We start from the raw sequence: 12,815 nt of genomic DNA on the forward strand, positions 1-12,815 counted from the left end.
CCTAACCTTCGCGATGATAGGGATGGTTCGCAAGGATCGATGTTGCGCGAAAGAGTTGCTCGGCCAGCATCGCGCGGACCAGCAGATGGGGCCACGTCGCCGAGCCGAACGACAGCAGCAGATCCGCGGAGCGGCGTTCGGCATCGTCGTGACCGTCCGCTGCGCCGATCAGGAAGCGTGCCTCGCGTTTGCCCTCGTCCCGCCATGTCTCGAGCTTGCGAGCGAATTCCAGGGAGGACAGCGTCGATCCTCGCTCATCGAGGACCACGCTGACGCTGTTCGTCGGCAGCGCGGCGACATTTCCGCCTTTTTCGGGCAGCTCGCTCAGCTTCGTGGGCCAAGGGATGCGCTTCAGATAACGGTCCACCAATTCGGCTTCGGCCGACCGGCCGATCTTGCCACGAGCCACGATGTGGAGAAGCATCTACCTTGTTGTGGAGAGCGCCGGCGTGAAGTTCCAGGTCAGCACCGACCGGAACCCGTCGTAGATGGTGCGCGCGGCCTCGGCGATCGCTCGCGGCCGATCATTCCCTCCGCGGGCGAACATGGCCACTGCGACCCGGCGGCCGTCGGGCAGGCTGATGAAGCCGACATCGCTCGTGTAGCCGTTGAGGGTCCCGGTCTTGTGCTCGACGGGCGTGCCGAAGGGCAGCAGGGCCTTGATGCGGTTTTTGCCGGTCTGGCAGCGGGCCATCACATCGAGCAGATAATCACGGCTTTCGGGCTTGATCAGTTCCGCCCGATATATCTTCGTCAGCAGGTAAACCATCGCATGGGGCGTGGCCGAGTCCCGACGGTCCCACAGGTCACGCTTGTCGGCGAGGAGCTGGGCAATCGTGCGGTCGACCCGAAGCCCGGTGACGCCCTGCTCGCGCAACCAATTGTCCAGCACCCTCGGTCCACCTAGGTCCGCGAGCAGCATATCGGTCGCCCGATTGTCGCTGTGGATCATCATGCGCTCGAGCAGCGACCGCGCAGACACGCCACTGATCGTATCGTCCAGCGAACGGCGGCCATGGTCGACCTGCGCGAGGTAAAGCGCGGCTATGGCGACCTTGACTGTGCTCGCCATGGGAAATGCGACGTCCCCGCGGACGCTCACATTCTCGCCGCTCTTCATGTCGAGCGCATAGACGCCGACGTCCGCGGACTTGTTCGAGATGAGCGAGGAAAGCTGCTGCTCAAGCGACTGGAAGTAAGGTGACGAGGCCGCAGAAACGGGCTGCGCGAACAGCGCCAGTAGCGACAGGAAGATAGCAATAAAGCGCATGGCCCTCACCCGCGTGCAGCAGCACTCATGGAATCATCGCCAAATGCCCACATTCGTTCCAAATTGTAAAAATTTCTTACTTCGGGACGGAATATGTGGACGATTACGTCGTCGGCATCGATCAGCACCCAGTCGGCTGCAGGGAGTCCCTCGATCCGCGGCGTTCGGCCAAATCGCTCTTTGATCTTGTCTGCAAGCTTAACCGCCATGGAAGCGACCTGCCGCGTCGAGCGGCCGGACGCGACCACCATATGGTCGGCGATGTTGGACTTGCCGGCGAGAGGAATGGAAACGACCTCCTGTGCCTGGTCGTCGTCGAGCGACTGGAGCACGAGCCGGTGGAGGTCTTCGACGTCGTTTGCAGCTGTTTCAGCGGGACGTTCGGTCAAGTTGTCTCCTGGCGATTGAGGCAGGCCTGGACTGTTTCGGACGCATAACGCTCGAAGTGCCGCGGCGTTGCCAATTGGGGTCGAGCGCGCGGATGGCCGTCGATGAAGTGGGGTCAGGCGGCAGGCGAAGCATCAAGATCGCCGGTGCACTCCACTGCGTCCAACGGCTCGCTTGGCTGGAAGGTCGGACAAACCTTCGCAGCCAGCCCATCGCGCGCGCCGCGTGGGCAGCTGAATCATAACCGGGCCGCCGAATCACCGCAATCGGCACTTTTCGAGCTAAGTTCCTCCAATCACGCCATTTGTGAAAATTTGGCAGAGTGTCGCTTCCAAGCAACCAAATGAACTGATAGTGCGGATAGCGCTTCTGCAGTTTTCCAATCGTATCAATCGTATAGCGTGTGGCCTCACGCTGCTCGAAGTCGCTGACGCGAATGCGACCGCTGGCCAGGCGCTTGGCAGAGGCGAAGCGCGCTTCGAACGGCGCCATGTCCTTCACCCCTTTCTTCAGCGGGTTTCCGGGCGATACCAGCCACCAGACCTCGTCCAGCCCAAGCACGCGCATGGCATGCTCGCTGATGCGCAGGTGGCCGCGGTGGGCCGGATTGAACGAACCGCCGAGGAGGCCGATGCGCGCCATCCTCCGCAGCTAGCATGGCGGGCTGGTCGCTCCTAATATGATGCCCGGGGGTATTAAATGGGCGATCTCGAAGCTGTCGGCGACGCTGTGACCGGGGCAATGCTGGCTCGAGCCGTGGAGCCGGAAGCCGGCGACACCGGCCATACCCATGAGGGCGCCTGCCTCAACTGCGGAACCAGGCTCGTCGGCCCATTCTGCGCGGTTTGCGGCCAGAAATCGCACGTTCACCGCTCGCTCAAGGGTTTCTTCCAGGACTTCGTTGCGGGCCTCTTCAATTTCGAGGGCAAGTTCTGGCGGACGCTGCCGATGCTCGCCTGGATGCCGGGCGAACTGACCCGGCGGTACATCGCCGGCGAACGCGCCCGCTTCATCTCGCCCATCGCGCTTTACCTGTTCACCGTGTTCCTGACGTTTGCCGTGCTCAATCTGACCGGCGCGCTCGGTGGAGAAAAGCCCAGCGTCGTCGGGTCGAGCCTCGATGTGGCGGCCAAGGAGCAGAAGGCCGATATCGCAAAGCTTGAGAAGTTTCGGGCGCAACAAGCGAAAGCCGGCAAGCCCGTCGCCAACCTCGACCGCAAGATCGCTTCCGACAAACATGACCTCGCGCAGCTCGAAAAGGTCCGCCGCGGAGACATCGCGATCGAAGGCGACATGCAGCGCGATTCACCGCAGTGGCTCCGCAACGCGGTGAGAAAGGCCCAAAAGAACCCCGAGCTTGTCGTCACCAACATGCAGGACGCGGCGTCCAAGTTCAGCTGGCTGCTGATCCCGTTGTCGGTCCCGTTCCTCTGGCTGCTGTTCCCCTTCCGCCGTCGTCACAACCTCTACGACCACGCGGTCTTCGTAACCTACTCGCTCTCCTTCATGATGATGCTGGTCATCGCTGCGGGACTGCTGGTGGCGGCTGGAGCGAGCTCGATCGCCGGTTTCCTCTTCTTCGTCCCGCCCTTCCACATGTATCGCCAGCTGAAAGGTGCGTATGAGCTCAGTCGCTTCGGGACGTGGTGGCGGACGATCCTGCTGACGACATTCGCGTTCATCGCCGGAGGGCTATTCTTCCTGGTCGTCGCCGCCGTGGGCATGTCCTAACTCAGCCCCGGCAGGGATATTTCTTCGCTGCAAAGCCGCCGAACGCCTGGTCGAAACTTTCGCCGCGGCGCTGCGGCGGGAGCGAGCGCAAATAGGCCAGCAGCTCGTCCGGACTGACCGAAGCCCTGCCCTTCGGAAGGCAAGTGTCGGTCGGACGGCCGGCGGCACGGTCGGCCTCGACCCTAACCCGCGTCTTCCTCGCGGCTTCGCCGACAATCTTCATCAGGGTCTTGGCCTCGGAAGAGAAGAGCAAGGTGACCTTGCTTTTCTGCATCAGCGGCTCGGCGCGGGCCAGGAATTCCCCCGCGGTGATCGGGGCTGTTGCGCCCGCCACTGAAGACGCGGCAGTCACGAGTACAGCCAGTAAGACGCGCATGAGCCCTCCCCGTTTGTAAGGAGGGATTCAGCGCGGCCGCGTGAACGGCTGTTGAACCGGCGCTAGGCTCCCGCGGAAGCGGGACCGCCAATGCCGGCTTTCGGCCGCTTGGCCTTCGGAATCGACGAGCCCGCAGCCGGGATCGACGGTCCGCTTACGCCACCGCGGTCGATCGAGCCGCCCGCGAGGACCGTCTTGATCTCGTCGCCGCTCAACGTCTCATATTCGAGCAACGCCTGGGCGAGCGTCTCCAGCTCGTTGGCATGCTCGGTAAGCACGTGCTTGGCGCGGTCGTAGCCCTGCTCGACGATGCGGCGGATCTCCTTGTCGATCGCCTGCGCGGTCTCGTTGGACATGTTCTTCTGGCGATTGACCGAATAGCCGAGGAACACTTCCTCATCCTGCTCCGCATATTGCAGCGGCCCAAGCTCATCCGACATGCCCCAACGCGTGACCATGTCGCGGGCAAGGCCGGTGGCATAGCTGATGTCGGAAGACGCGCCGGAACTCACCTTGTCGTAACCGAAGATGATCTCCTCGGCGACGCGCCCGCCCATGGAGACGGCAAGGTTCGCGTACATCTTGTCGCGATGGTAGCTGTAATTGTCCCGCTCCGGCAGGCGCATGACGAGGCCGAGAGCGCGGCCGCGCGGGATGATCGTCGCCTTGTGGATCGGGTCTGACGCCGGCTCGTGCAGCGCGACGACGGCATGGCCCGCCTCGTGGTAGGCGGTCATGCGTTTCTCGTCCTCGGTCATGACCATGGACTTGCGCTCGGTGCCCATCAGCACCTTGTCCTTGGCGTCCTCGAACTCCTGCATCGCGACCAGCCGCTTGCCCCGGCGCGCGGCGAGCAAGGCCGCCTCGTTGACGAGGTTGGCGAGGTCGGCCCCGGAGAAGCCGGGCGTTCCCCGGGCAATCACACGGGGATCGACGTCGGGCGCCAGCGGCACCTTCTTCATGTGGACGCCCAGGATCTGCTCGCGGCCTTCAATGTCCGGACGCGGCACCACGACCTGGCGGTCGAAGCGGCCGGGCCGAAGAAGCGCAGGATCGAGAACGTCGGGCCGGTTGGTCGCGGCGATGATGATGATGCCTTCATTGGCTTCGAAACCGTCCATCTCGACCAGCAGCTGGTTGAGCGTCTGCTCGCGCTCGTCGTTGCCGTTGCCGAGGCCCGCGCCGCGATGGCGGCCGACGGCGTCGATCTCGTCGATGAAAACGATGCAGGGCGCCGACTTCTTGGCCTGGTCGAACATGTCGCGGACGCGGCTGGCGCCGACGCCGACGAACATCTCGACGAAGTCCGAGCCGGAGATGGTGAAGAATGGCACGCCCGCCTCGCCCGCGATCGCGCGTGCGAGCAAGGTCTTGCCGGTGCCCGGAGGACCGACCAGCAACGCGCCCTTGGGGATCTTGCCGCCCAGCCGCGCGAACTTGCCCGGATCCTTCAGATATTCGACGATCTCCTGAAGCTCCTCACGAGCCTCGTCGATGCCGGCGACGTCGGAAAAGGTGACGCGGCCGTGCTTCTCGGTGAGCATCCGCGCGCGGCTCTTGCCGAAGCCCATCGCCCCGGAGCCGGCATTCTTCTGCATCTGGCGCATCACGAAGAAGCTGATGCCGAGAATGAGCAGGAAGGGCAGCGAGTTGTAGAGCATGTAAAGCCAGATGCTCGACTGCTCCTCGGCCTTCACCTGCACCGCAACGCCCTTGCCGATCAGCCGATCGGAGACGTTTGCGTCCGCGGGCGCTGTCGTCCGGAATTCCTCGCCGCTCTCGAGCTTGCCGGTGATCGTGGCGTTGCCGCTAGAGCCCGTCGCCATGGTGACGGTGCGAACATTGCCTTCGTCGACCTGCTTCACGAACTCCGAATAAGCGATCGCCTGGCCCGTGGCCGAGCGGGAGCCGCCGTCGATCATCTGAACGAACAAGACCAATGCGAAGAGGATGCCGACCCATATCAGCAGGCTCTTGGTCCAGGGGTTTCCGGGCTTCTTGTTCTTCTCGTCCATCGCTCTCTCAAAAGCGCAAAAGGCGCGTGCCCCTTAAAATAGGCGCATCCCCTTCAATAACAATGCGCCCTTAGGGAGTGGTGAACGCACCGTGCCGGCAGTCCGTCGAAAATCACGAAGTTGCCGGTGCCCCGCGCGGATCGGATCCGGCCGCAAGGTCGTAGCGAGCCGAGCGAAGTTGACTCTTTTGTGACCTTCGCGTCGCGCGGTCGCGCCAGCAGTTTTTCGGCTGAAAGTGGAAGAAACGGGGGTCCTTCCACTTCGTGCCGTTCCGGGGTCGGCAAGTGCTTAGTAGACGAACGGGAGCCATGATCGACCGGTGGCATGAAACGGCAGCTGTAGGACAGACGATTCTGAACGCCTGCCATGCGTGCGGAAATTCTGACGAAATCCGTAGCTGGCATTTCTCGATAATCGCCCGCAAATGAAAGGCATGCATGGACTTGCTCTGAGCGCCTTCGACGCCGCCGCTATCCTTGTCGTTCTGACCGCTGTCCTGGCATGTCTCAATCATCGACTTATTGGCTTGCCCTCCTCTGTAGCGATGACAGTCATGGGTGCGGTGGCATCTCTGATGGTCATCGCCATCGATTACCTGCTTCCAGCGAGCGACTTGTCTGCAATGGTAGGCACGTTCCTCGCTGGAATCGACTTTGAGACGACACTCATGGACGGCATGCTCTCATTCCTGCTTTTTGCCGGGGCCTTGCATGTCGATTGGGGTGACATGCAGCGCGGCCGATGGCCCATCCTCGTATTGAGCACGATCGGCGTTCTTCTTTCGACGCTGATCGTCGGCGGAGGATTCTTTTTCCTCACCTGGGCAATCGGAGTTCCCTTGCCGCCATCCTGGTGCTTCGTGTTCGGAGCCTTGATCAGCCCGACCGACCCGGTTGCTGTCATGGGCGTGCTCAAACGCGCAGCCTGCCCACCGACTTTGCAAGCGACGGTCGCGGGCGAGAGCCTTTTCAACGACGGAGTGGGAGTTGTCGTAGTTGCTATCTTATTGGCGGCAGCCACCGGCTCCGAGCCTTTCACGGCGATGTCCGCAATGCAGTCATTTGCGCTGGAAGCAGGAGGCGGAGTGCTTTTGGGACTGGCTGTAGGCTCGATTGGCTTCTGGGCGATGCGTAGCATCGACGAGTACAACGTTGAATTGATGATCACTCTCGCGATGGTCATGGGAGGATATTCCCTGGGACGTTGGCTCCACGTTAGCGGACCGGTTGCAATGGCGGTGGCGGGCCTATTGATTGGCAATGCAGGGGTTGCGTTCGCGATGAGCGAAGAAACACGAGACCACGTGCTTAAGTTTTGGGCACTAGTCGACGAACTCTTGAATGCGATCCTGTTTTTGCTGATCGGGCTGGAACTGATTGCTATTGCTCCGGATGGTCGGCTTGTCTTGATTGGCGCGATTGCCGTTCCCTTGGTGCTATTGGCCCGCGCTCTGTCAGTTGCCGCACCACTGGCTGCGCTCAAGTGGATTGCGCTGACGGAAGGTTTGTCTTTGCCGGTACTACTCTGGGGCGGCATGCGAGGCGGAATATCGGTTGCCCTCGCACTGTCCCTACCAGATGGCCCAGGACGGTCCATCATTCTCGCAGCAACCTATGTCGTCGTGCTATTTTCCGTAATCGTCCAAGGCATCACTATAGGACCATTTTTCAGGCGGTTCGGGCCTTGCGAGGGGAGTTGAAACGGACCAGTTATGAGGAGGGCTGCCGGTTCTTCCGCAACACGGCAAGCAAGATCAGGCCGAATGCTGCCAGCCGGAGGACAAATATCGACCCACGCTCCTCAGTGGGTATATTGGCAAGAGCCAGGAGAGCCTGCCCAACACCCAGAAGTCCGAAGGCCAGCGCGAACGCCACGAACAACTGGTCATGAGTTCGCCGCCAAGCGCGCACGAAGAGCAACGAGCCGACGAAGAACCCAAACACTACTGCGCCCGAGAGGAAGCTATAAGCTGTCACTTCCATCCTCTTCACCTTCCCAAATGAAGCCCCAAATCAATGATGAAACTGCCGCTAAGGACAGGGCTAGTCGCACTAGGCTAAGATCAACGTCCGGCCAGACCATGAGGTCTAACACCAGCACGAGGTTGTTCCCTGCCAGGAAAATGAAACAAATACTGCTCCACAGTAGCAGGCGCATGCCGGTGCGTTGGAAGCTTCGGCCCAATAACCACGCACAGGCGGCGCTGGTCAGTAGGCAAAGCAAATAAACTGCGGCGGGAAAGGCTTCAGTCATTCGATCCACTCCGAAGCTTGAATGCCTCCGCAAATGCTGCTGCGCCGCTTGTGCGCGCTCTTACGATTGCACGACACACCGTATTAGGCCGACGGCGATAGAGATCCTCAGCGCGATCAACGCTTGCTTCAGCGCCTCGGTTTGCTGGCACATAGACGGCTTCGTCGCCTTCCATGGAGACGAGCCCGACGGCGACGAGGGCCTCAAGTGCCTTCGACACCACAGCTTCGCTACCTCGCAGCCTAGCGATCAGATCTTGCCGGGCGCAGCTACCATCGCGGCGCTTGAGCATCAGCAGTAGCTCTAGCGCCCAAACCGACGGGAAGCTGGCCGTGATGAAACGAAGGGTTTCTTCGTCGGAGCTACTCACGCGCTCCGTACCGCCCGCACAGACTGCATAGCGGGTTCCCTAAAATCCCGATCCTCCAATGGCAACCATTGCTCCATCTCGCGCCTTCTCAACGGCCCCAATAGGTCGAAAGCGGACGCACAGTTTAATTGCCTGCAATGGGATCGGAAGCACACGCAGTTCCGGCCAGTGGAACGCCTCAGTGATTTACCCGACTGACATTGCGGCCGGCCCGGAACAGCCATCAGCAATGAAGCAAATGTCGATCGCGCCCATTGCCGCGGCGCTCCTCCTTTCCGGCAGCGCAGCAGCCGAGCAGGTCGCGCTGAACGGCCGTCCCATCCTAAAGGTCGCCACAAAGCTGAAGCCCGGGCAATATGTCTGGGAGCCGGGGCGAGCGCTGAGCGGCCCGGCCCTCGTCGTCGTCAATCTCCATACGCAGCGGCTGCTGTTCTTCCGCAACGGGGTACCTATTGCCGCGTCGACCGTGTCGTCGGGGAAGACGGGACATGAAACGCCGACGGGCGTGTTCACCATCCTGCAGAAGAACGAGAACCATTTTTCCAAGACCTACAACAATGCGCCGATGCCCAACATGCAGCGCCTCACCTGGAAGGGCGTCGCGCTGCACGCCGGGAACCTCCCTGGCTATCCCGCCTCGCATGGATGCGTCCGACTGCCCCTCGCCTTTTCCAAGCTATTGTTCGGCGAGACGGCGGTCGGGATGACCGTGGTCATAACGAGCCATCCCGACTTCCCCCACGAAGCTTCGCCGCCGGACCTGGAAGTTGAGGCGGCGCGCAGCCGAGCGTCCCTCGCAAACGCAAAATACGAATGGCATCCGGAGCGCGGGCCGGACTTGAACGGGGACGCGATCGTTTCGGTCGTCGTCAGCAAGGCGGACCATCAGGCGGTCGTGATGAAAGGCGGCGCGAAGATCGGATCGGCGCCCGTCTACGTCCGCGGCAACGTGGTCGGAGCAGAAGCCTATGTCCTGGAATCGTGGGACCACAGCGGGCAGCATTGGGTGAAGCTGCACTTTTCCGAGACTGGGAAAGGGACGGTTACGAAGCCGAATGAGGCGGAGCATTTCGATGCCCCCACGCAGTTCCGCCATGACCTTCATACTGTGTTGCGGCCCGGGAGCATCGTCGTCGTCACGCCAGCGAGCCTGCGATCGGGCTTACCCGGCACGCGGGAAACCGTCTTCGAGGGTTGAGCCTAAAAGATCGCGAGGACCAAGGCCGAGGCTAGACTTCGCTGAGATAGGCCCGCAACCACTTTCGCTGCTCTTCGCCGAACCGCCAGTCGAGGCGGCGCTGAAGGAAGCCAGCGAGGTAATTCATCACCTGCTCGCGAGGGAAACCGGGCGGCGTCCCGTAATCCGCCAGCCGCGCGTAGATGCGCTGGGAAAGGAACTCGATGACGTCCCAGTTGGCGGCGGGTTCCTCCTCCGCGGCCAGGATGGCGGACAATTCGGTTCTCAGCTCATCGACGGTCATGTTCGTTAGCCGCAGACTAACGACGCGCGTTGTGCCCGCTTCACCGATTGCGACGGCACCTGCGCCGATTGCGACAGCGAAACGCGACCTGGCAGGCAGCGGCCGCAAAGCCCCTAACCCACTTTAATTCCATTGTTTTTCCGAATCGCGTATAATTGCCCGGGGACTCGCTCTTCCCATCCCAGCAGGCGAGCCCTCATGCCCTATGCGGCTCGGCGCGATACCCCTCCGCCGGGCCGCATCCCTTATGAGACCTTCGATCTAGAACAGCAGGCTGTAGCCTCCGACCAAAGTAATGAAGGTGGCGGAGGTGGTCGCGATCATCATGCCCGCAACACGCGGCAGCAGTTCCGAGCCAGGACGACGGCTTTCGCGTGCAGCGTCGCGATTCTCGGGAAGGCACTCAGTGCGGACCAGCAGCGTGGCGTCGACGATTGCGGCGTCAGCCATTGACCGGGGCCTGGAGGGTGCTGGCCTGGGCCGGACCGACGGCAGCGCCGACCGCCAGCGTGCTCATGGCGAAGGCGGCGACGAGGGCAACGAGCGTGCGCTTGGACGAGGACTGAACCGACATTTGAATTCTCCCATTTTTGTTGTCCCGCATCACTTGCGGGCCATGATGGAAGCTATTCAAAGGCCGTGCCAATGGCGGAAAAGCTTGCTTTTCCGATGAATTGCCGGGCGACACCGAAGCGTTTCAGCCGAGAGTTGGGAGATATTCCCAACCCGTTCCCGCGGTTCACGCCGCGCAAAGCGCGCCCCGGAACTCCGCGTCCTCCAGCATCCTGCCTGCGCCCAACGCGACGGAGAGAAGAGGGGTTTCGGTCACGCGAACCTGGAGCCCGGTCTCGTCCGCAAGCACTTTGTCGATGTTGCGCAGAAGCGAGCCGCCGCCGGTCATCGTTATGCCCTGGTCGATGACGTCGGACGCAATTTCCGGAGATGCGTGCTCAAGGGCGCTCATGACAGTCTCGACGATATGGTCGATAGGCTCGCGAAGGGCCTCCGCGATCTCCTGCTGACTGATGCTGATCTCTTGCGGACATCCGCTTGATACGGCGCGCCCGCGTACCGGACCCACGATGTGGGCGCTTTCAGGCGTGGCAGCAGCAGATCCGATCTGCTGCTTGATGCGTTCCGCCGCGCCGTCGCCGATCACCAGATTGTGCCTGCGGCGGACATAAGAGGCGATCGCCTCGTCCATCTTGTCGCCGCCGATGCGCACCGACGTGCCGTAGGTCAGCGTCTTCAGCGAAGTGATACCCACTTCCGTCGTCCCGCCGCCAATGTCGACCACCATAGCACCGATCGGTTCGGCGACGGGCAGGCCAGCTCCGATGGCCGCCGCGAGAGGCTCATCGACGAGCCATACCTCCCGCCCGCCGGCATTGAGCGCGGCCGCCCGGATCGCCCTGCGCTCGACGGACGTCGCCGCGGACGGCACGCATATGACGATCTCCGGCCCGCGCGACACCCTGGAATGCACGCCGTCGGCCTTCGCGATGAAATGCTGGATCATGGCCTCGGCGATTTCGAGGTCGTTGATCACGCCGCCAGTCAGCGGCCGGTACGTCCGGATATTGTCCGACGTCTTGCCGGTCAGGATCTTGGCGTCGCGACCCACCGCGAACACGCGGCGAACGCCGTCGACGGCCTCGATTGCAACGACGGACGGTTCGTCAACGACGATGCCCTGCCCAGGGACATATACGAGTGTGTTGGCCGTCCCCAAGTCAATTGCGAGGCCGGATGCGCCTGACGAGCCGAAGAAGTTGAAGTCCATGGCGGCTGCTGTCCCGAGGAGCGCATTGGTGGCTCAGCGAGGTGCCTGTTGGCATCGGGAAATCTGCTGAGGATTCAATAGGGTATCTGCTCGCCCCATCGACTTGACCGAATTGCGCAACCCAAAGGCAATTCGATGCGTTAGCGCGACGAACAGAGGGATTAGTATATGCGTACTAAATATTGCGTCGCGCTTTGCGCAATCGCGTTGCTTTCCGCCTGCAAGACAGCATCGAGTGCTGCGGATGGCGTGAAAAGCGCCGGTTCAGCAGTCGCGGATGGGGTCGGCAGCGTCACCACATCGCTGGTTAACGTAAATCTTTCGAACGTTCTGAACGATCTCGCGCTCGACCTTAAGATCGACAAGGCGAACATCCCGATCAACGCCCAAATCCCGATCACGGTCGCTGCAAATGTGTGCGGCGTATCGATCAACATCTTGTCGATCGGCGCAGGCGGCGGATCCAGCCAGGGCTGCACCGCCAACAGCATCTCGCCGGAACTGAAGCAGTATATCCAGCAGCAGCTAGCCGCGAACGGCAATGTCGGCGGGGGTGCGCAAACCAATACGGGCACGACCACGCAGCAGCCGCAACCCCTGGTTTCGCCCACGCCGCAGCCGGGGACCGAGGCGCCCGGCACCACAACTCCACAGCAGTAAAGTTCAACGGGAGGATCGGAATGTCAGCAACTTCCTGGAAGTTGGCTATCGCGGCGGCAACCGCCGCATCGCTCGCCATCGGCGGATGCAAATCGCAGTCCGCGGCCCCGGTCTCGGCCGGAGACACTGCCGCCGGCTCGCCGACCGGAACGAGTGGCGGTTCCGGAACGGGCGGGACCAGCGTCCCGACTTTGGTCAGCGTGAACCTCCAGAATGTTCTCAACAACCTGTCGGTCGAGCTGAATGTGAATCGCGACAATATTCCCGTCACCGCTCAGGTGCCGATCGACGTCGCCGCCAGCGTGTGCGGCGTATCGGTGAGCGCGCTGGCGGCGTCCGTAGCCAACGGCCACGCAAGTTGCACCGCGACAACGACGTCTTCACAGCTCTCTCAAGCCGTTCAGCAGCAGATTGCGTCGGGGGGATCTGTCACCGGCGGCGACCAGAACATGGGATCGCCGACGACGAACCAGATGTAGCGAACACGGG

The 12,815-nt window shown here is 62.0% G+C and carries 18 protein-coding genes; 5 read left to right on the plus strand and 13 right to left on the minus strand.

Annotated features, from left to right (window positions below):
- Window position 1: 1 nt before the first annotated feature.
- Genes LZ538_RS07560 through LZ538_RS07575 form a run of 4 tightly spaced genes read right to left on the minus strand, consistent with a single transcriptional unit; the run spans window position 2 to window position 2,299 of the window.
- On the minus strand, window positions 2–424 hold the full coding sequence (locus LZ538_RS07560) for a 23S rRNA (pseudouridine(1915)-N(3))-methyltransferase RlmH (RefSeq protein WP_249831377.1): 423 nt from the start codon (window positions 422–424) through the stop codon (window positions 2–4).
- Entirely contained in the window at window positions 425–1,270 is an 846-nt protein-coding gene (locus LZ538_RS07565; RefSeq protein ID WP_249831378.1) for a serine hydrolase, read from the minus strand.
- A 5-nt stretch (window positions 1,271–1,275) separates the two neighbouring features.
- Window positions 1,276–1,659: a ribosome silencing factor gene (gene rsfS, locus LZ538_RS07570; RefSeq protein ID WP_249831379.1), complete on the minus strand. Its 384-nt coding sequence runs from the start codon at window positions 1,657–1,659 to the stop codon at window positions 1,276–1,278.
- Entirely contained in the window at window positions 1,640–2,299 is a 660-nt protein-coding gene (locus LZ538_RS07575; RefSeq protein ID WP_249831380.1) for a nicotinate-nucleotide adenylyltransferase, read from the minus strand. Before LZ538_RS07575 ends, rsfS begins: the two co-directional genes overlap by 20 nt.
- 57 nt (window positions 2,300–2,356) lie before the next feature.
- Here LZ538_RS07575 and LZ538_RS07580 point away from each other — a divergent pair, with 57 nt between their 5' ends.
- Complete coding sequence (locus LZ538_RS07580; RefSeq protein WP_249831381.1) at window positions 2,357–3,388, plus strand: DUF3667 domain-containing protein; 1,032 nt, start codon at window positions 2,357–2,359, stop codon at window positions 3,386–3,388.
- A 1-nt stretch (window position 3,389) separates the two neighbouring features.
- On the opposite strand, the gene LZ538_RS07585 is transcribed toward LZ538_RS07580, so the two are convergent.
- Both LZ538_RS07585 and ftsH read right to left on the minus strand, forming a co-directional pair.
- Complete coding sequence (locus tag LZ538_RS07585; protein WP_249831382.1) at window positions 3,390–3,764, minus strand: hypothetical protein; 375 nt, start codon at window positions 3,762–3,764, stop codon at window positions 3,390–3,392.
- 62 nt (window positions 3,765–3,826) lie between these two features.
- Window positions 3,827–5,779, minus strand: a complete 1,953-nt coding sequence (gene ftsH, locus LZ538_RS07590) for an ATP-dependent zinc metalloprotease FtsH (RefSeq protein WP_249831383.1) — start codon at window positions 5,777–5,779, stop codon at window positions 3,827–3,829.
- A 424-nt stretch (window positions 5,780–6,203) separates the two neighbouring features.
- On the opposite strand from ftsH, the gene LZ538_RS07595 reads away from it, so the two are divergent.
- Complete coding sequence (locus tag LZ538_RS07595; protein ID WP_249831384.1) at window positions 6,204–7,478, plus strand: cation:proton antiporter; 1,275 nt, start codon at window positions 6,204–6,206, stop codon at window positions 7,476–7,478.
- Between the two features lie 10 nt (window positions 7,479–7,488).
- Here LZ538_RS07595 and LZ538_RS07600 read toward each other — a convergent pair whose 3' ends face one another.
- Genes LZ538_RS07600 through LZ538_RS07610 form a run of 3 tightly spaced genes read right to left on the minus strand, consistent with a single transcriptional unit; the run spans window position 7,489 to window position 8,402 of the window.
- On the minus strand, window positions 7,489–7,761 hold the full coding sequence (locus tag LZ538_RS07600; protein WP_249831385.1) for a DUF5985 family protein: 273 nt from the start codon (window positions 7,759–7,761) through the stop codon (window positions 7,489–7,491).
- On the minus strand, window positions 7,742–8,032 hold the full coding sequence (locus LZ538_RS07605; RefSeq protein ID WP_249831386.1) for a DUF5985 family protein: 291 nt from the start codon (window positions 8,030–8,032) through the stop codon (window positions 7,742–7,744). The genes LZ538_RS07600 and LZ538_RS07605 overlap by 20 nt, the downstream gene beginning before the upstream one ends.
- Entirely contained in the window at window positions 8,025–8,402 is a 378-nt protein-coding gene (locus LZ538_RS07610) for a hypothetical protein (RefSeq protein ID WP_249831387.1), read from the minus strand. The genes LZ538_RS07605 and LZ538_RS07610 overlap by 8 nt, the downstream gene beginning before the upstream one ends.
- 229 nt (window positions 8,403–8,631) lie before the next feature.
- Between LZ538_RS07610 and LZ538_RS07615 the strand changes: the two genes are divergently transcribed.
- On the plus strand, window positions 8,632–9,600 hold the full coding sequence (locus tag LZ538_RS07615) for a L,D-transpeptidase family protein (protein ID WP_249831388.1): 969 nt from the start codon (window positions 8,632–8,634) through the stop codon (window positions 9,598–9,600).
- A gap of 31 nt (window positions 9,601–9,631) precedes the next feature.
- On the opposite strand, the gene LZ538_RS07620 is transcribed toward LZ538_RS07615, so the two are convergent.
- The 4 genes from LZ538_RS07620 to LZ538_RS07630 all read right to left on the minus strand — a co-directional run bounded on the left by LZ538_RS07620 (window position 9,632) and on the right by LZ538_RS07630 (window position 11,666).
- Window positions 9,632–9,883, minus strand: coding sequence for a hypothetical protein (locus tag LZ538_RS07620; RefSeq protein ID WP_249831389.1), 252 nt, complete (start codon window positions 9,881–9,883; stop codon window positions 9,632–9,634).
- Between the two features lie 261 nt (window positions 9,884–10,144).
- A complete protein-coding gene (locus tag LZ538_RS07625) occupies window positions 10,145–10,333 on the minus strand; it encodes a hypothetical protein (RefSeq protein ID WP_249831390.1) in 189 nt (62 codons plus the stop codon).
- On the minus strand, window positions 10,326–10,457 hold the full coding sequence (locus LZ538_RS13255; RefSeq protein WP_283937659.1) for a hypothetical protein: 132 nt from the start codon (window positions 10,455–10,457) through the stop codon (window positions 10,326–10,328). The genes LZ538_RS07625 and LZ538_RS13255 overlap by 8 nt, the downstream gene beginning before the upstream one ends.
- Window positions 10,458–10,622: 165 nt before the next feature.
- Window positions 10,623–11,666 carry a rod shape-determining protein gene (locus tag LZ538_RS07630; protein WP_249831391.1) on the minus strand — a complete coding sequence of 348 codons (1,044 nt, stop codon included), beginning with the start codon at window positions 11,664–11,666 and terminating at the stop codon, window positions 10,623–10,625.
- 168 nt (window positions 11,667–11,834) lie between these two features.
- Between LZ538_RS07630 and LZ538_RS07635 the strand changes: the two genes are divergently transcribed.
- Window positions 11,835–12,326, plus strand: a complete 492-nt coding sequence (locus tag LZ538_RS07635; RefSeq protein WP_249831392.1) for a hypothetical protein — start codon at window positions 11,835–11,837, stop codon at window positions 12,324–12,326.
- Between the two features lie 20 nt (window positions 12,327–12,346).
- Window positions 12,347–12,805 (plus strand): hypothetical protein, encoded by a 459-nt coding sequence (locus tag LZ538_RS07640; RefSeq protein WP_249831393.1) that lies wholly within the window; start codon window positions 12,347–12,349, stop codon window positions 12,803–12,805.
- The last annotated feature ends 10 nt before the right edge of the window (window positions 12,806–12,815 follow it).

Origin of the sequence: Sphingomonas hankyongi (assembly GCF_023516575.1) — a bacterium.
GTDB lineage: Bacteria > Pseudomonadota > Alphaproteobacteria > Sphingomonadales > Sphingomonadaceae > Sphingomicrobium > Sphingomicrobium hankyongi.